The organism is Rhodococcus sp. NJ-530, from assembly GCF_003860625.1.
Taxonomy (GTDB): Bacteria; Actinomycetota; Actinomycetes; order Mycobacteriales; family Mycobacteriaceae; genus Rhodococcus_F; species Rhodococcus_F qingshengii.
The window spans coordinates 4,498,483-4,515,189 of the sequence record NZ_CP034152.1 but is presented as its reverse complement, the minus strand read 5'-3'; the positions used below and the strand labels follow the sequence as shown (position 1 = coordinate 4,515,189).

Genomic DNA, 16,707 nt, shown 5'->3' with positions numbered 1-16,707 from the left:
GTGTCCGCAACTGCCATCACCGGGTACCACCGAACGAGTTCGGGATTCCGGGCGTGGGTCGAGCGTGCGGCTGAGACCGCCGGTCGATTCGACGGCTACCTGAGCTGTGGCATCAGTGATCAACCGGAACCGGTGTCGCACGGCGTGTCCGTCACTTTCGACAGTGCCGACGATCTTCATCGTTGGCTGGAGTCGACTGATCGCCGCGATCTCGAAAGATCAGCTGCTGCAACGGGAATTCTGGCGCAGACGAGTGATCTCGTTCTGATCGACGGCGTGCTGCCGCCGCCCGGTATCGGTGTGTACGACCACGCCGTCGTCGTGGGTAAGGAGAATGAGTTTCTGCGAACGCAACGACACCTCATCGATCTCAGTTCGCGATTCTCCGGCTACGAGTCGGTGATGTTGTTGCGGTCGGTCACCGACTCCACCCAGTGGAAGTCCGTCCTTCGGTTTCGGACAGAGCAGCAGTTGGCGGTGTGGATGGCGTCGCCCCAGAGGGCCGCAGCACTACCGAAACTGCGGGCCGAGTTGGCCGAGGACTTCACCGAGACCACGCGGTCGACACCGTTCGGCACCATTCTGCGTACGGAGAACGGGCAGACTCGCGCGACGCCGAATTGGAAGACGGCGATGATCATCCTGCTCGTCCTCTATCCGACGGTGATGACGCTGTCGAGGTTTCTCGGGCCGTTGCTCGACGGGATCGGAGCGCCGCCGTGGCTGTCGATGTGGTTGAGCCAGATAGTCAGCGTCGGCGCCATGACGTGGTTCCTGATGCCGACGGTCACGAGATGGTTCCGTCATTGGCTGGACCCGGTCGACGGCGCCGTTCCCCGCACCAACTGGCGCGGCGTCGCGGCGGTAATTGCGGTGTACGTCGTGACTCTGACGCTCTTCGCCTCCGTGAAGTGGCTGCAGTTCTGGGACTACTTCGACTGAATCCGGCCTCGGCGGAAGTAGGTGAGCGGTCCGAAGAAGTTGACGAAGATGATCGCCGCCCACTTCTTCTTGCTGCCGTTGACCGTATTGGCAGGGCGTCGCGCCAGGTCTGTCCACGCGGCGATCGCCAACAGGGACTGAATCGTTGCGAGCACGGCGACGACGCGGCGTTGCGCGGGTGACAGCTCACTCCAGGACTTCTTCTTTGTGAGGTTCATGAACTCCACTGTGCCCTCGAACGTCCAATCGGTGTCGAGATCCGGTTGTTATCGGTGCCGGGAGTTCCTCAAATCAGTGTGAATAGCGTCACCATGATGACCGATAGGTATGGTCCCGCGGGCCGTCGGGCCGGTCGTTTTCGGCGTAAAGATCTCGCTAACTGAAGTTATGGCTGAAAAATTGCGCACACGCTCAGGATGCAATGTGCCCTGGATGGGGAAATTTGGCATCGATTCGCAAGTAAGAGACTTTGACGGCGAATCTCTCAGGGTGGGGAAGTCGAGCCCTCTGTTCTTGCAGCACCGGTCCAGCGGTGATGCTGCACGATAACTGATCTCGGCAACCATGTTCGAATTTTGTCAGGAATGCGCAATATGGTGACAAATTGTTCACCGTGACTGGTTGTTACCTGTGGATATGAGGTCACTAGAGCGGGCCTGAAATGTAACGTCCCGGACACATTTGGTGTCGTAAAAGTAACGGAAGGGCTCTAGTGTTAGCCCCGGCAGCCAGCCAGTGGCCCGCCATCACGGACAGTTCATCACTGACAGGAGCAATATCAATGCCTACTATCGGTTTCGGCGACATCTCAGACTTCCTCGGCGCTTTCGCTGACCTCTTCGGATTCCTCGACTTCATCTCCGGAAGCGTTGAAGGCCTGTCGGCAGAGTAAGTCCCGCAGAGCAAGAAGTGCCCCCGAGCCTGTGGCGCGGGGGCACTTCTCTGTTTCGTCGAGCTGCGCGGTGGAGTGGGCACCGAGCCCATTTGTCGCAAATGTGGCTCATGTTGGCCAAGTGCATGGCGGGGATGATGTGACTGTGGTGGAATGCGAGCGAAAGAAGATAGCTTGCCTGCCCGCCACTTCGAGCGGGACACGCCGATGATCGGAGCTTTGTGCACGTCTCGCGAAGAAACCTCTTCAAGTACGCAGCGGCTGGATCGGCGGCTGCCGGACTCGCTGCATTGAGCGGTACGACGTCGGTGGCCAATGCCGGTTCGCTCGGGACCCTGCTCGATTACGCCGCCGGTGTGCCGTCCGCTCAGGCAATCAAGGCCGCCGGGTATGCGGGCGCCATTCGATACGTCTCGGACAGGCGCCCGGGCGCCGATTGGATGGTCGGCAAGCCCGTACTGGCGCGGGAAACCGACGCGTTGACCGCGGCCGGACTTCAAGTCGTTTCTTGCTATCAATTCGGCAAGGGCGGAACGGCGGACTGGCGCGGGGCCCGCGAAGCGGGCAAGCGTCATGCTGCCCGTGGCCTCGAACTACATGCGGCGGCTGGTGGGCCGTCCGGTCGGCCGATCTACGCGTCGATCGACGACAACCCGACCACTACTGAAATCACTACGCTGATCACGCCGTACCTCGAGGGGTGGGCCTCGGTTGTCGGCAACGGAGCGCTCGGCGTCTACGGAAACACTCGCGTGATCGACGCAATGATCAGTGCCGGCGTCGGAACCTGGTTCTGGCAGCACAACTGGGGCTCGCCCGCAGGGTATGTGCACCCGCGGGCAAACCTGCATCAGTTCGAGATCGACAAGCGCAAGGTCGACGGCGTCGGCGTGGATCTGAACTCGATCCTCACTCGGGACTACGGGCAGTGGTCGTTGGCCGGTGCGGTCGGTCCGGCTCAGCCGGTCGGATCCTCGTTGCCGACAGGATCTATCGCACCATAGCGCCGAATTTGGCGAGCCAGGCCTTGGCGTCGTCGGGGAGGGTGCCCGCCGCTTCCGCGGCGAGGCACCATGCTTTTGCCATCGATAGGAAGTTCATCGGGTTGTAGGCGTCTTCTTCGCGAGACCACAGTCCGTTGCCGGCGTAATGCAGGATCGTGATGTTGGCGGCTCCGTGCTTGGATCCGTCACCCGGATCCTCCATCGGGTTGTCGATCTCGCACACGATCCATCCGCGCTGCTCGTCGACCACGAACCAGTTGGCCGGGAATTCGGTCATGCGGTGCCCCGGGAACTCCGTCATCGTGCGAGTGACCCACTTGCGTACGGCCTCTCGGCCATTGAGGGTGCCGAAAGCGTGTTCCACGTAGACGACGTCCTCGGTGAACATGTCCGCGAAGGCGTTCCAATCGCCGGAACGAGTGCACTCGACAACGGTGTTCTGGTAACCCGCGAAGGCGTCTTCGAGTTCGGTGCGTGTCCAGGTCATGAAAGGCTCCTCGGGTAGTCGTCGCCTCAAATTAGAACACGTTGCAGAATTGATTGTCGGCGATTCGATGGAGAAGAGTTCTGCGGTACCGTCGTTGGCGGGTCGGGGACCCGTTATGTGAGAGGGCACCACGTGGATATCATCATCAATTTCATCTACACACTTCTGTCGAAGTTGCAGACGGGCAGCATCGAAGGCTCTTCGGAGAAGTGAGTCCTCCGCCGGGTTGATTCCCTTACGAGACTTTCTGTTTGGGAATCAACCCGGCGAACACCATCGTCACGACGGCGGCGGCGATGGAGATCAGGAACGTGGCACGAAACGCCTCGAACGAGGGGATCACTGCGGTGCCGACGGTGATGGTCATTCCGGCCAGGACGACGCTCACGATCGCGGCAGACGTCGACGTGCCGATCGATCGCATCAGTGAGTTCAGTCCGTTCGCGGCTGCAGATTCCGTGATGGGGACTGCGCCCATGATCAAGGCCGGCATGGCCGAGTACGAGAGCCCGACGCCCGCTCCGATGAACATTCCGGCCACGGCGACCTGCCAGACGCTCGACACCGTGAAATATGCGAAGGCGTAACCCAATCCGATGACGAGGGCGCCGAGCATCAACGTGATTCGCGGGCCGCGCCAAGCCGAAATTCGAGCGGAGACGGGCGAGAGCGCCATCATGACGAGTCCGCCGGGGGCCAGTGCGAGTCCCGCTGCAACCATGGACAGTCCGAGTCCGTAACCGGTGGACGTCGGTGCCATGAGCAGTTGGGGGAGCGTCAGAGAATTGCCGTACATGGCAAAACCGACGGCGATCGACGCGAAGTTGGTGAAGAGAACCTGCGGCCGGGCCGATACGCGGAGGTCCACCAGCGGTGCGTTGCGTCGAAGTTCCCACCATCCCCACACCAGGAAGCTGAGCGCGGAAACCGCAAGGAGCCCCAGGGTTTTCGCGTCGCCCCATCCCCAGGTTCCGCCCTTGGTGATGGGGAGTAACAGGGTGATCAGACCAACGGTGAGGCCGAGCGCACCGACGAAGTCGAAACGTCCCGGGCGTCGTACGGTCGATTCGGGAATGACGAACGCAACCAGTGCGATGCAGATCAGCCCGAACGCTGCCGATGTGACGAAGAGGAAGTGCCAGTTGGCATTCTGGGCGATCACCGCGGCGATCGGCAGTCCGATCGCACCGCCGACGCCGAGGGTGGCGCTCATGACCGCCATCGCGCCGGCCACTTTCTTCGGTGGAAGAACGTCACGAATGATGGCTATGCCCAATGGAATTGCGCCGACTGATGCTCCTTGAAGTGCTCGGCCGACAACGAGCACGATCAGTGAAGGTGCGATCGCGCAGATGGCCGAGCCCAGAACGACCATCCCGAGACTGACCAGCAGCATTCGTTTCTTGCCGAACATGTCGCCGAGGCGCCCGCTGATCGGCGTGATCACCGCGGCGGCGAGGAGTGTTGCGGTGACCGCCCACGAGGTGTCGGCGGGAGTGGAGTTCAGCAGGTGCGGCAATTGCGGAATGATGGGGACTACCAGCGTCTGCATCAAGGCGACGACGATTCCGCACAGTCCTAGAACGGTGAGCACTGGACCCGAGGATGCGTAGTTCGTGTCGGGGATTTTCTCGTCGACATTGGACGACCCTGCGTGAACGGACATGCGGCTCCCGCCATGGCGTGTTCTGATTGGTGCGTTCGCCCCAGTGTGCACGCTACACATCGTGTGTAGTCTGCACAATATGAGGATGGACCGGGACCCTGATCTGGTGAATATCGAGTACGAGTTGACTCTGCTCTCGCGTTACCACGCGCTCGCACAACGGGCCGAACTTCATCTGGACCGGTCGGCGTATCTACTGCTCGGTCGACTGGAATTGCAACATCCCATGAGCCTCAAGGAGCTCTCCTGCGCTTTCTCGCTCGACATCTCCACCATCAACCGGCAGATCGGCGCGCTGAGGCGTCAGGGCTTGGTGGAGCGAGTGGAGGATCCGGACGGAGGGCTCGCGCGAAAGGTCCGGCCGACGGCGCTGGGGCTGTCGAAACTTCGTGCTGATCGCGAACATTCGACAGCCGGTGTCGAAAAGGTCCTCCGCGAGTGGACGCCGGAGCAGCGTCTCGCGCTCGGTGACCTACTGCGGCAATTCAATACCTCGGTCGAAGCGCTGGAAGGCCGCGAATGGCCGCGACCGAATCAGGTCTGAGAGTGCGAGACGGATCGTAGTGAGCGGTCCGGATCGCTCGAATCCGATTCCGGCGCAATGACAACAAGTTTCGGGTGTTCTTCGGGGCTGCATGATTTCCACGCCAGGAGAGCAGTGACCAACGTGAGAGACCGGACAGCGCGGACCCGAGACTGGCGAACGAGCCCGAACTCAGGACCGACGCCGTAGACCCGATGCTTCCGATCGAAAGAAAAGAGCCGACGCTACCGATCGACAGGATCGAGTACGCCGATCCGATCGAGAGAATGGACCCCTCGGATCGGATGGACAGTATCGATCGCGTCGACTTGTGTGACCGTATCGACTGGTCTGGGCCGGATTTCTTCTCTGGACGACCGTGCGTGATGTCCACTCGTAGATGTCCCATCTATCGGGTCTATCACGGTGATCGGAGATGCAAAAGGGACCCACCGAAATTCGGTGGGTCCCTTTCACAAGACTTCGATCAAGCTACCGCGAACATGCCCACGGTCGGAAGGAAGCTGCAGGTGATGCGATCTGCGCCTTCCGGCTGGGTGGTCAGCGAACCGCTGATCACCGAGAGAACGCGTCCGGGGCCGGTATCGGCGATAGCCGACAGAGTGGCTGGGCCGTCCGGGTTGATGCGTGCGGCGTTGGTCAAGTTCTGGGTGGCGCTGCGCTGGTTGTCGATGTTGACCCAGGTGACGGTCATCGGCACCGGCTGGTCGTCGACGGCGGGAGCCGTACCGAGAGCGGTGAAGACGAATCCGGCCTGACCGGCAGCGGGACCGGGAGGAGGCAGGTGAGCCGGGCCGGGAACGGCAAGTGCGGTTCCGACCGAATCGGCGGTGGCCGAGATGCAGCCCTTGCCAAGCGTCGGGTAGAGGAACTGCGCGATGACGGGGGCATTCTCGTCCGGGATCGCCGGTCCGCCGCCGCCGCTGCCGTCGAGGAAGGTGATGACCTTCTCGAGGGTGGCCTTGATCTCGGGCGGAATGCCGGGGGAGTTCAGGATCGCGCGAGCCTGGTCGAGCAACGCTTGCTGCGGTCCGCCTGCAACATCGGCCGGACCTGCGGCGGCGCCGATGATCGCGGGCGCAAACGATGCGAGGAACTCGATCGGCACACTTTCGGGTGCGGGCGGTGCTGCCGGATCGGCCATTGCCTGTGCCGGCAATGCCAGTCCTGCTACTGCGGCAATAGCGACGGCGGTGAACGCCTTTCGCATACCTCGGGTTCGAAGCACTGTTTCCCCATCCTTAGTCATACCGCGCGGGCGCCTAGGCGAGCTCCGCGTTTGACGGCTCGAGGGGTCACTCTATGTACAGAGCCCCCGGGTTGTACAGCTGTTCAGTTGCTGAGCAGCTACGCACCGGGGGGAGTCTATGGCATGACCGGCCTCGATCGTGATTTACGGCGACCATACCTGTGACTGAAGTGATCTATGTGAAAGTTGATGCAACTGTTACGTCAGATTGCGAGGTTTGTTCACTCGAAGATCAGTCGAAACGGACCGAATCGTCGACGAGTACGTCAATTCGACGGGCAAGGTCGAAGTCCAGTTCCGTGAGACCGCCCGCCGAGTGTGTCGAAAGCGTGTACGTGACCTTTCGCCAGCGAACGTCGATGTCGGGATGATGATCCGCGGCCTCGGCGACTGCCGCGATGCGTTGAAGAAGTGCGATGGCGTCCGGGAATGTCGCGGAGTCGACCGTGCGAGTGATCGACCCTGGCGACAGTTGCCAGGCGGGCAGTTCGTCGAGAGCGTTTTGGATCGCTGAGTCGGACAACAAAGTGGCCATACTCCATCATGGTGCGATGAGTGATGCACCTGCAAGGGATCGGGAAGTTGTCGCCGGTGCGATCTTCCGCGAGGGAAGGCTGCTCCTCGCGCAGCGGACGAGTCCGCCGGCTTTGGCCGGTCGTTGGGAGCTGCCGGGCGGGAAGGTCGAAGAATTCGAATCGCCACAGAACGCGTTGGCGCGGGAGCTGCTCGAGGAACTGGCGGTCGAGGTGAGATGCGGCGCCAGAATCGGTGTCGACGTGCCACTGTCGCCGGGGTTGGTCCTGCGGGCCTACCGGGCGGAGTTGGTGTCGGGAGAACCGGTCGCGCTCGACCATGCTCAATTGACATGGGTCGACGCCGAAGAACTGATGTCGATGGATCTGGTGGACAACGATCGAGCCTGGATCCCCGAGTTACTCGCGGAATTGAGCGCGCTTACGCCGCACGAGCCTTCTTGAGACCCGCTTTCAGTTCCTTCTTGGATGCGCCCTCGTTCTCGAGCTTCTTCATCCGCATGATGACGACGGGACACTTGATGCACCGCGTCTTCTTGCGGCAGCACTTCTTCTTAGGCTTGAGCTGCGAGACCTTGCTTGCCTTGACTTTTCCCATGTGACGCTGCGGCTTTCCTGTTTCACTACGGCGGAGAGCCCGCTCTTGGAACGAGGTTAGCGTACCCTTAAATGACCTGTTTCTCCAGGTCGTAATCCTACGCGCATCGGCGTGGTGCAGATCACTATTCGCTGGTGGGGGCGGTGATAGAGGCCGCACAATGCAGGAGTATCAGCCCGGAGCGAGTAGTATTTACTAGGCCGCGGTGCCTTCTCAGGCGATTCGTGCCCTGATTCGGATCACACACTCGTGCAGCGGCCACCAGAAGAGCCGTGCGACTTGACTTTCGCGTGGCCGAATCAACTCAGCCAGGAGAGCCATCGCGTGACCATCACCAGCTTCCGTAACGTTGCCATCGTCGCACACGTCGACCACGGCAAGACCACCCTCGTCGACGCCATGCTTCGTCAGTCCGGCGCGTTCGAGGAGCGCGCCGAGCTGGTCGATCGCGTTATGGACTCCGGCGACCTCGAACGCGAGAAGGGCATCACCATTCTCGCGAAGAACACCGCAGTACATAAGGTCAACGAAGACGGTTCCATCACCGTCATCAACGTCATCGACACCCCCGGCCACGCCGACTTCGGTGGCGAGGTCGAGCGCGGCCTGTCCATGGTCGACGGCGTCGTCCTGCTCGTCGATGCTTCCGAGGGACCCCTGCCGCAGACGCGTTTCGTGCTGCGCAAGGCACTCGCCGCTTCGCTGCCCGTCATCCTGGTCGTCAACAAGACGGACCGCCCCGACGCCCGCATCGAAGAGGTTGTCACCGAGGCTCAGGACCTGCTCCTCGACCTCGCATCGGACCTGTCCGACGAGGCCGCCGAAGCCGCTGAGCTCGCACTCGAACTTCCCGTCCTCTACGCGTCCGGTCGCGAAGGCAAGGCATCGACCGTGCAGCCCGAGAACGGCAAGGCTCCCGACGCCGAGGACCTCACCGCACTCTTCCAGGTGCTGATGGAGTACGTCCCCGCGCCGAAGGGCTCGGTCGACGCACCGCTGCAGGCTCACGTCACCAACCTCGACGCATCCGCATTCCTCGGTCGCCTCGCACTCGTTCGCATCCACAACGGCGAGCTGCGCAAGGGCCAGACCGTGTCCTGGTGCCGCGAGGTCGACGGCGAGCCCGTCGTCACGAAGACCAAGATCACCGAACTCCTCACGACCATCGGTGTCGAGCGCGTTCCCGGTGAGGTCGCCGTCGCCGGCGACATCTGCGCCGTCGCAGGATTCCCGGACATCATGATCGGCGACACCCTCGCCGATCTGGAGAACCCGGTCGCACTGCCCCGCATCACCGTCGACCAGCCGGCAATCTCGGTCACGATCGGCACCAACACGTCACCGCTCGTCGGTCGCGTCAAGGGTCACAAGCTGACTGCACGCATGGTCAAGTCCCGCCTGGACCAGGAGCTCGTCGGTAACGTCTCGCTCAAGGTCCTCGACATCGGTCGCCCCGATGCGTGGGAGGTCCAGGGTCGTGGAGAGCTCGCGCTCGCCATCCTCGTCGAGCAGATGCGTCGTGAAGGCTTCGAACTCACCGTCGGTAAGCCGCAGGTTGTCACGCAGCTCGTCGACGGCAAGGTTCACGAGCCTTTCGAAGAGCTGACCATCGACAGCCCCGAGGAGTACCTCGGCGCGATCACGCAGCTCCTGGCCAACCGCAAGGGCAAGATGGTCCAGATGTCGAACCACGGCGCAGGCTGGGTTCGCATGGAGTTCATCGTTCCTTCGCGTGGCCTCATCGGCTTCCGCACGGACTTCCTCACGGAAACCCGCGGAACCGGTATCGCCAACGCCGTGTTCGACGGATACGGCCCGTGGGCCGGTGAGATTCGTGCGCGCCACACCGGCTCGCTCGTCTCGGACCGCTCCGGCACGGTGACGCCGTTCGCCATGATCCAGTTGGCCGACCGCGGAACCTTCTTCGTCGAGCCCGGCGCAGACACCTACGAGGGACACGTCGTCGGTATCAACCCGCGTCAGGAAGACCTCGACATCAACGTCACCCGCGAGAAGAAGCTGACCAACATGCGTCAGTCGTCCGCAGACGTGATGGAGACCCTCGCAAAGCCGATCAAGCTCGAACTCGAAGCAGCGATGGAGTTCTGCTCCAGCGACGAGTGCGTCGAGGTCACCCCGGAGGACGTCCGCGTCCGCAAGGTGCACCTCAACGCAACCGAGCGCGCTCGCGAGCGTTCACGTAGTAAGGCACGCGACAAGGCTGCTCTGTAGTCTTTCGTCGGTTACAACCTGACAGGCGGATGTGCCTTTCAGCCGAGTTTTCGGCGGAAAGGTACATTCGCCTTCATGGTTTCCAGGCGAAAGATCTGCCAGGGAATCGAGTGCAAAGGGGCGACGCGGCCCCGTACGGAAGGAATTGTCTGTGGCCTCAGGACGTCGCTACCTGGCGTTGGCAGTGGCAGTGACGGCGTTGTCACTGACTGCATGTACAGCCGATCCGCCGCCTCCGGTCGAGAGCACCGAAACCGTCAAGCCCACACCGACTCCGGTCGTTCCGGCGATGAAGCAGGTCACTGTGGCAATCGACGAGGTGGGAGGCGGATTCAACCCGCACCTGCTCGCGGATCAGTCGCCGGTCAACTCCGCAGTCGGCAACCTCGTACTGCCCAGTGCGTTTCGCCCGATCAATTCGCCCACACAACCTGGCGCGACGGAGTGGGCGATCGACGATTCTTTCCTCGTTTCCGCTGAAGTGACGTCGGAGGCCCCGTTCACGATTCGCTACCAACTGCGCAACGAAGCCCAATGGTCGGACGGCGCTCCCATTGCGGCAGAAGACTTTCGCTACCTGTGGCAGCAGATGATCTCGGTTCCCGGTGTGGTCAATCCCGCGGGCTATCAGATGATCGACGACGTGAACTCGTCCGGCGGCGGCAAGACGGTCAACGTCGTGATGCGTGCGCCGTATCCGGCATGGCGAGAGTTGTTCACCGATATTCTTCCGTCCCACCTGATCAAGGACACTCCCGGCGGTTTCAGCACCGGCCTGAGTGAGGGGATTCCGGTGTCGGGAGCCCACTTTCACGTGCGCTCGGTCGACCGCGGCCGGGACGAAATCGTGCTCGAACGCAACGACCGATTCTGGGGCAAGCCTTCAGACCCGGATCAGATAGTTCTGCGACGCGGAGGAACGGCTGCACAGTTGGCGGATGCGCTGCGTACCGACGATGCCCAAGTGGCGCAGGTTCATTCGGGTAGTGCTACGGATATTCAGCTGTCTGCAATCCCGGGTGTCAGGACGGCATTCTCCTACGTTCCGCGCACTCTCGACATCAACGTGAACGGGCGAAGCAAGAACTTCGCAGATGTTCGGGTGCGTAAAGGTGTTCTGGGACTGCTCGATCCGGACCTGCTCGCCGTGGTGGCGGCAGGGAGTGAATCGGCGTCCGCCCCGGTGAAAGCTCAGATCCTCGCTCCGTCGGATCCGGGATATGCGCCCACCGCGCCGCCGAAACCGACCAGGGAGCAAGCACTGGGCGAGCTGACTGCAGCCGGCTACCTGACGGCACCGCCCACCGGAATCGTCACGGGCACTGGAACGGTCGGATCGATCGTCCGTGACGGCGCCCAGTTGACACTGCTGATCGGCGCTCCCGAAAACGACGACATCGCGATCGCCGTGGCAAACACCGCTGCCGACGAATTGCGTGACGTGGGAATCCTGGCGACCGTCGAATCGGTGGCGCCGGAGGAACTCTACGGCGAGGACCTGACGACAGGACGCGTCGACATGATCGTCGGTTGGAGCCGGGCAGGCGCCGACACGGCCACTTCGCTGGCCTCGCGGTTCAGTTGCCCGAGCGCACCTTCCACTCCGGCAACAAGTTCGGCAGTGCCCGCACCGACGCCGTCGCAGACACCGGAGCCCATCCGAACGACAAGCGTCGAGGCTCCGAGCAACCTGTCCGGGCTGTGTGATCCGGCGTTGCAAGGTCGGATCGACGAAGCGCTCAGTGGCATCGGGGATCTGGGGTCGTTGATCGCCGATGCGGAACCCAAGCTGTGGGATCTTGCGGCGGTTTTGCCGATCGTGCAGAGCCGAGCGCTGGTCGCGGTCGGGACCGGAGTCGAGGGCGTGGTCCTCGACGGGCCGGTGCAGGTGGGGATATTCGGAAACGCTACGGACTGGGTGAGGGTGGAAAAGTGACCGCGTCGGCGAAGCGACTTCTGTTGGTACACGCACATCCGGACGACGAAACGATCACCACCGGTGGCACCATCGCGCGATACGCGTCCGAAGGCGTCGAGGTCACAGTCCTCACCTGCACGTTGGGGGAGGAAGGCGAAGTGATCGGTGATGCGTGGGCCGGGCTCGTGGCTTCCGAGGCCGATCAACTCGGTGGCTACCGGATCGCGGAACTGAGCGCTGCTTTGTCGGCTTTGGGCAGTGCCGCTCCTCGCTTCCTCGCCGGTGCCGGTCGGTATCGCGACTCCGGAATGATCGGCACACCTTCGGCCGCCAATCCCCGTGCTTTTGTCAATGCTCGACTCGACGAAGCAGTCGGCGCGGTGGTCGCCGTCATTCGTGAGATTCGGCCGCACGTCGTGATCACGTACGACCCCAACGGCGGCTACGGGCACCCGGATCACATCCAGGCGCACGCGATCACGACAGCGGCCGTCGAAGCTGCAGGAACGACCGCGTATCCCGAGACCGGCGAGCCGTGGTCGACTCCGAAGTTCTACTGGACCGTGACCGAGCGCAGCGGACTCGAACGCGGCATCGCGGCGATTTCCGAGTTCCCGGAGAACTGGCGTCTGCCCGAGCCCGGGGAATTGCCGAGCGTCGAGGACACAGACGTGACGACGGCAATCGACGTTCGAGGCGTCATCGATGCGAAGGCGAGGGCATTGAGCGCCCACGCCACTCAGGTGACGGTAGCCCCGAGCCGAGCCGAGTTCGCATTGTCGAACAACGTGGTCCAACCGATCCTGACGGTCGAGCATTTCGTATTGGCCGCCGGCGCGCTCGGTCCGGTGGGTGAGGACGGCCGCGAGCGCGATCTGTTCGGCGGGCTGCACAGCTGACCTGGGCGTCGGCTCTCAGGCATTGCGATCGACGCCGTAGTGGTGTGTGATGCGTGTCACCGGATGGGTGGTCCTTTCGGTAACAGCAAAGCCTGGGGGCTGAAGAAATGTACAACTGGGACCTGCAAAACCAGATCGTCGCCTTCGTCGATTCGTTGCGTCCGATGGCTGGTTATTACCACGACTTGTATTACGGGTCGCTCTACGCATTCGCAGATCAGCAGAGTCATTTGCTGACTCTGCTCGGGTTCCCGCCGGTTCCCTGATCAGCTTCGTGCTTTTCGGGTGCGAGCCGGGGTGCTTGTCGGGAGGGACCCCGCGCTCGCGCGATGACGACCGATAGACCACTATCAAAACCATGACGACCGTCGAGAACAACACGGACGCCTCGACAGGAACGTCGCTGTCGTGGCTCGACCCTGTCATCCTCGGCGTCCTGATTTTCGACGGATTCTTGTGCGCGGTGTTGTCCGTCCTGTTCTTGCCGACTCATCTCGGTACGACGGCATTTCCCATCAGCATTCTCGTAGCCGCGACCGCGAACCTCGTATTGGTGATCGCCGCCCGCACGGTTACGACGCCGGGTAGGGCCGCATTGCCGCTCGCCGGTTGGATCGTCGGGTTCTTGGTGTGCATGGTGGGCGGCCCCGGCGGCGACGTACTCGTGCTTTCGTCCCCTCTGACCTTCCTGCTGCTGGTCGGTGCGATCGCTCCGGCCGCCGTTTTCCTCTTCAAAGTGGCGATCAACAGACTCGCCACCCTCAGCTCGCAATAGTTCTCGGCGCGCGCGTAGGAAACTGACCCGTGCATAAGGGACACTCAGCCTGTGGCTGAACATGATTTGGCGGGTGCGACTATCGCCTTGACCGCAGAACGGCGTGTCGAAGAATTTGCGACGCTCCTCGAACGTCGAGGCGCGGAGATCGTGCGGACACCGGTGATCCATGTGCTGCCGTTGGTGGACGATCGAGACCTGAGGACTCAGACGTCCGCTTTGATTGCCGATCCTCCGGAATTGGTCGTGATCAGTACCGGGATCGGCTTCAGGGGTTGGCTCGACGCCGTCGCCTCGTGGGGTTTGACCGAGGAGTTCCTCGGGGCTCTCGCCCACACGCGCATCATCGCCCGCGGCCCCAAGGCGACGGGCGCCATCCGAGGCGCCGGACTGCGCGAGGAATGGTCGCCTTCGGGTGAGTCGTCCGAGGAAGTTCTGGCACATCTCGGAAGCGAGGGAGTGGCAGGCTTGCGCATCGCAGTTCAGTTGCACGGCACCATCACCGAATGGGAGCCGTTGACGGACCTGAGCGCCTCCCTCGCCGACATCGGCGCGGTTGTCACTCCGGTATCGGTCTATCGGTGGATCCGGCCGCCGGATCAGTCGCCGGTCCGCGCGTTGGTCGCTGCAGTTCGTTCCGGTGCGATCGACGCGCTGACCTTCACCAGTGCCCCCGCGGTCTCCTCGATGCTCAGCACGGCAAAAGAAATGGGCGAGCTGGAGCGGTTCGTCGCAGCTATGCGCGGACCGGTACCGACCTACTGCGTCGGACCGGTGACGGCCGCCCCGCTGGAACTCCTCGGTGTTCCGACCATCCAGCCGGAGCGATCGCGTCTCGGTTCGCTGGCGCGGCTCATCATCGACGACCTGCCCACACGTCGCCACCGCCCGGAGTGACGGCTTCGATCAATGCCCACGCGTTCTCGGCGGGGAGATCGATCACCTCGTAGCTTCCGGTGCCGGCGGGCGTCGCGGCGACGACGGTTGCCACTCCCGCGCGTCGTTGGAAGAACGTCTCGCGCACCGTCCATCCGATGACACCTTCGGATTCGAGACTGTGACGCTGGCGATCGAGCGAGCCGTTTTGGGTGATCAACCATCCGGGTAGTACTGCGTGGCCGAGGCCGTTGTATCGGTCGAAGGCGAGGGCGGTGCCACCGATGGCGAGTACGGCGACCCCGAACCACGCGTAGATCGGTACATCGAGTCCCGAAGCCGCGCACGCCACACAGACCAGGAACGCCACCGCGGCGAGGAACAGTGCTCGGGTGTACCGGCGGCGCCGCGCGGCCGGGCCGTGCGGGATCAGCGGGGCGGACGCCTGGCGTGAGTCACCGATCACGGTGGCCATCACTCGCTCGGCTTCCCTGCGCGGTCCCTGCGGGAGCAGTAGCGAAGATTCCTTCTTCTCGGCGCTGACCCCGGTCATGATGGCGTCGAGCCGCGCGCCGCGGGCCAATCGCAGCAGGAGCGGTTCCTTGAGCGTCGTGCCACGGAGGCGGGCGCGGTCGAGTGTGGTTTGCCGAGTCTTCAACAGGCCGTGACTGACATGCAGGATGCGGCCGTTGTCGGTGAGTTTCATGTTGCCGAACGCGATCAGGTACTGGACGCAGGCGAGTGCACTCGACAGCACCAGCAGCACGACGAGTGCGATGACGACCATCAGTGCGATGCCGAGGCTCTCGAGTGAGTCGAAGCTGTCGCTCACTGCCGAGGATTTCGCGACGGCAGCGCCGATGCCGTATTGGAACGAGATGCCGATGATGGCTGCGATGATGGCGATTCCGGTGAACGAAAAGGGGGCGTAGCGAACCCAACTCGGTTCCCAGTGACCGATTTCGGTGTCGACCGGTTCGGTGATGCTTTCGACCGGCGTGCCCGGGGTTTCCAGTCGCCGTGCTTGCTGGGCGCCGGCCAACAGTGCGGCGCGTAGGTCCGGAACCAGGGCGGTCGACAGGGCGTTGAGCTCGAACTTGTTCGAATCGTGGCCGCTCCCGGCGCGCTGGCCGGTACCGATGCGCACGATCGACAGTCCGAGCAACCGGTGCATGACCCCGGCCTCGACGTCGACGGATCGGATGCGGCTACGCGGGACGGAGAGCAGCTTTTTCTGGAAGACCCCGGTGCGCAGTTGAACGTGGACGGGTCCGATTCGGTACGTGGTGGTGAAATACCGCAACAAACCGAAGATGACGAGCAGAGTGACGACGCCGAGTCCCCACCAGTGGTTTCCGGATTGGCTGCCGAGAACTACGGAGACGAGTAGGACCGGGAGCAGTTTGACGACTTCGTTGACGGGGTGGACCAGAAGCATGCGTCGGTCGAGGCGGAGCCAGGGCTGTTCCTCTTCCGCGGCCTCGGCAGCTGCCGTTTCCGCCTCTACCGGGATCTCGATCGCGGTCGGGTCGCCCAACTGTTTCTCGTTCACGTCGCGTCTCCCACGTTGGTACCCGCGATCTCCGTCAGTTGAGCCACCGTGCGGTCGGCGACTTCCTGGTCGAGTGCGGAGATCTTCACGGCCCCGGCCGACGACGCTGTCGTGACCGTGACGGTTGCCAGACCCAACATGCGGTCGATCGGTCCGCGCTCGGTGTCCACGGTCTGCACGCGCGAGATCGGTGCGATGCGTCGCTCCTGGGTGAACCAGCCGGTGCGGGTGTATACCGCGGTGTCACTGATCTCCCATCGGTGGACCCGATACCGCCACGCCGGGACCATCAGAATGTAGGTGGCAGCGAAGAGTACGGTGACTGCGAATACGGTGCCGACCACCCAGGACGGGATTCCGGGTACCAAGACGGCACAGACGATTTCGGCGACGATGACGGGTACCCAGAACAGTGAGGCAGTGATTGCCCACAGCCTCGGGGCTTTGGTGCTGGGTCGCCATAAGGGGTCGGCCATGGTCAGCGGTTGCGGCGCAGTCATGGGCACTACTTTGGTCGAGTGAGGGGCGATCTGTCGACAT

General features: G+C 62.8%; 18 protein-coding genes and 1 pseudogene. 10 read left to right on the top strand and 9 right to left on the bottom strand.

The genetic code is table 11. From position 1 onward, the window contains the following. Window positions 1-942 carry an antibiotic biosynthesis monooxygenase gene (locus EHW12_RS20860; RefSeq protein WP_125051638.1) on the top strand — a complete coding sequence of 314 codons (942 nt, stop codon included), beginning with the start codon at window positions 1-3 and terminating at the stop codon, window positions 940-942. On the opposite strand, the gene EHW12_RS20855 is transcribed toward EHW12_RS20860, so the two are convergent. Continuing rightward, a complete protein-coding gene (locus EHW12_RS20855) occupies window positions 930-1,160 on the bottom strand; it encodes a PLD nuclease N-terminal domain-containing protein (protein WP_007726301.1) in 231 nt (76 codons plus the stop codon). The two genes, EHW12_RS20860 and EHW12_RS20855, sit on opposite strands and share 13 nt — an antisense overlap. A gap of 895 nt (window positions 1,161-2,055) precedes the next feature. On the opposite strand from EHW12_RS20855, the gene EHW12_RS20850 reads away from it, so the two are divergent. Continuing rightward, entirely contained in the window at window positions 2,056-2,838 is a 783-nt protein-coding gene (locus EHW12_RS20850) for a DUF1906 domain-containing protein (protein WP_030536231.1), read from the top strand. Here EHW12_RS20850 and EHW12_RS20845 read toward each other — a convergent pair. Next, on the bottom strand, window positions 2,825-3,325 hold the full coding sequence (locus EHW12_RS20845; RefSeq protein WP_007726289.1) for a nuclear transport factor 2 family protein: 501 nt from the start codon (window positions 3,323-3,325) through the stop codon (window positions 2,825-2,827). The two genes, EHW12_RS20850 and EHW12_RS20845, sit on opposite strands and share 14 nt — an antisense overlap. A gap of 235 nt (window positions 3,326-3,560) precedes the next feature. Beyond that, on the bottom strand, window positions 3,561-4,991 hold the full coding sequence (locus tag EHW12_RS20840) for an MFS transporter (protein WP_003945218.1): 1,431 nt from the start codon (window positions 4,989-4,991) through the stop codon (window positions 3,561-3,563). A gap of 85 nt (window positions 4,992-5,076) precedes the next feature. Here EHW12_RS20840 and EHW12_RS20835 point away from each other — a divergent pair, with 85 nt between their 5' ends. Next, complete coding sequence (locus tag EHW12_RS20835) at window positions 5,077-5,535, top strand: MarR family transcriptional regulator (RefSeq protein ID WP_125051636.1); 459 nt, start codon at window positions 5,077-5,079, stop codon at window positions 5,533-5,535. Here EHW12_RS20835 and EHW12_RS35410 read toward each other — a convergent pair. The 3 genes and pseudogenes from EHW12_RS35410 to EHW12_RS20820 all read right to left on the bottom strand — a co-directional run bounded on the left by EHW12_RS35410 (window position 5,526) and on the right by EHW12_RS20820 (window position 7,319). Further along, window positions 5,526-5,923, bottom strand: a pseudogene (locus EHW12_RS35410) (hypothetical protein). The gene EHW12_RS20835 and the pseudogene EHW12_RS35410 sit on opposite strands and share 10 nt — an antisense overlap. Window positions 5,924-6,001: 78 nt before the next feature. Next, complete coding sequence (locus tag EHW12_RS20825; protein WP_003945233.1) at window positions 6,002-6,745, bottom strand: hypothetical protein; 744 nt, start codon at window positions 6,743-6,745, stop codon at window positions 6,002-6,004. A gap of 271 nt (window positions 6,746-7,016) precedes the next feature. Continuing rightward, window positions 7,017-7,319 carry a 4a-hydroxytetrahydrobiopterin dehydratase gene (locus EHW12_RS20820; protein ID WP_003945236.1) on the bottom strand — a complete coding sequence of 101 codons (303 nt, stop codon included), beginning with the start codon at window positions 7,317-7,319 and terminating at the stop codon, window positions 7,017-7,019. Window positions 7,320-7,335: 16 nt separating this feature from the next. Here EHW12_RS20820 and EHW12_RS20815 point away from each other — a divergent pair, with 16 nt between their 5' ends. Beyond that, window positions 7,336-7,761, top strand: coding sequence for a (deoxy)nucleoside triphosphate pyrophosphohydrolase (locus tag EHW12_RS20815; protein WP_125051634.1), 426 nt, complete (start codon window positions 7,336-7,338; stop codon window positions 7,759-7,761). Here EHW12_RS20815 and EHW12_RS34705 read toward each other — a convergent pair. Beyond that, entirely contained in the window at window positions 7,739-7,915 is a 177-nt protein-coding gene (locus EHW12_RS34705) for a hypothetical protein (protein WP_003945207.1), read from the bottom strand. The two genes, EHW12_RS20815 and EHW12_RS34705, sit on opposite strands and share 23 nt — an antisense overlap. A 324-nt stretch (window positions 7,916-8,239) precedes the next feature. On the opposite strand from EHW12_RS34705, the gene typA reads away from it, so the two are divergent. The 6 genes from typA (at window position 8,240) to EHW12_RS20790 (ending at window position 14,636) form a co-directional block, all read left to right on the top strand. Further along, window positions 8,240-10,147 (top strand): translational GTPase TypA, encoded by a 1,908-nt coding sequence (typA, locus tag EHW12_RS20810; protein ID WP_007726276.1) that lies wholly within the window; start codon window positions 8,240-8,242, stop codon window positions 10,145-10,147. A 151-nt stretch (window positions 10,148-10,298) separates the two neighbouring features. After that, entirely contained in the window at window positions 10,299-12,083 is a 1,785-nt protein-coding gene (locus EHW12_RS20805; RefSeq protein ID WP_030536226.1) for an ABC transporter family substrate-binding protein, read from the top strand. After that, window positions 12,080-12,964: an N-acetyl-1-D-myo-inositol-2-amino-2-deoxy-alpha-D-glucopyranoside deacetylase gene (mshB, locus tag EHW12_RS20800; RefSeq protein WP_007726273.1), complete on the top strand. Its 885-nt coding sequence runs from the start codon at window positions 12,080-12,082 to the stop codon at window positions 12,962-12,964. The genes EHW12_RS20805 and mshB overlap by 4 nt, the downstream gene beginning before the upstream one ends. Before the next feature lie 107 nt (window positions 12,965-13,071). Then, window positions 13,072-13,230, top strand: a complete 159-nt coding sequence (locus EHW12_RS34700) for a hypothetical protein (RefSeq protein ID WP_003945210.1) — start codon at window positions 13,072-13,074, stop codon at window positions 13,228-13,230. Window positions 13,231-13,322: 92 nt separating this feature from the next. Further along, a complete protein-coding gene (locus EHW12_RS20795; RefSeq protein ID WP_030536224.1) occupies window positions 13,323-13,739 on the top strand; it encodes a hypothetical protein in 417 nt (138 codons plus the stop codon). 51 nt (window positions 13,740-13,790) lie between these two features. Next, entirely contained in the window at window positions 13,791-14,636 is an 846-nt protein-coding gene (locus EHW12_RS20790; protein ID WP_003945251.1) for a uroporphyrinogen-III synthase, read from the top strand. Here EHW12_RS20790 and EHW12_RS20785 read toward each other — a convergent pair. Then, window positions 14,596-16,167: a PH domain-containing protein gene (locus EHW12_RS20785; protein ID WP_125051632.1), complete on the bottom strand. Its 1,572-nt coding sequence runs from the start codon at window positions 16,165-16,167 to the stop codon at window positions 14,596-14,598. The genes EHW12_RS20790 and EHW12_RS20785 overlap by 41 nt on opposite strands. Then, complete coding sequence (locus tag EHW12_RS20780) at window positions 16,164-16,667, bottom strand: PH domain-containing protein (protein WP_042926352.1); 504 nt, start codon at window positions 16,665-16,667, stop codon at window positions 16,164-16,166. Before EHW12_RS20780 ends, EHW12_RS20785 begins: the two co-directional genes overlap by 4 nt. Window positions 16,668-16,707 lie beyond the last annotated feature (40 nt).

Bases quoted from the DNA above. Each gene is read 5' to 3' on its own strand.
- EHW12_RS20855 (WP_007726301.1), bottom strand. From the start codon at position 1,160: ATGAACCTCACAAAGAAGAAGTCCTGGAGTGAGCTGTCACCCGCGCAA.
- EHW12_RS20845 (WP_007726289.1), bottom strand. From the start codon at position 3,325: ATGACCTGGACACGCACCGAACTCGAAGACGCCTTCGCGGGTTACCAG.
- EHW12_RS20840 (WP_003945218.1), bottom strand. From the start codon at position 4,991: ATGTCCGTTCACGCAGGGTCGTCCAATGTCGACGAGAAAATCCCCGAC.
- EHW12_RS20835 (WP_125051636.1), top strand. From the start codon at position 5,077: ATGGACCGGGACCCTGATCTGGTGAATATCGAGTACGAGTTGACTCTG.
- EHW12_RS20825 (WP_003945233.1), bottom strand. From the start codon at position 6,745: ATGCGAAAGGCGTTCACCGCCGTCGCTATTGCCGCAGTAGCAGGACTG.
- EHW12_RS20820 (WP_003945236.1), bottom strand. From the start codon at position 7,319: ATGGCCACTTTGTTGTCCGACTCAGCGATCCAAAACGCTCTCGACGAA.
- EHW12_RS20815 (WP_125051634.1), top strand. From the start codon at position 7,336: ATGAGTGATGCACCTGCAAGGGATCGGGAAGTTGTCGCCGGTGCGATC.
- EHW12_RS34705 (WP_003945207.1), bottom strand. From the start codon at position 7,915: ATGGGAAAAGTCAAGGCAAGCAAGGTCTCGCAGCTCAAGCCTAAGAAG.
- EHW12_RS34700 (WP_003945210.1), top strand. From the start codon at position 13,072: ATGTACAACTGGGACCTGCAAAACCAGATCGTCGCCTTCGTCGATTCG.
- EHW12_RS20795 (WP_030536224.1), top strand. From the start codon at position 13,323: ATGACGACCGTCGAGAACAACACGGACGCCTCGACAGGAACGTCGCTG.
- EHW12_RS20780 (WP_042926352.1), bottom strand. From the start codon at position 16,667: ATGACTGCGCCGCAACCGCTGACCATGGCCGACCCCTTATGGCGACCC.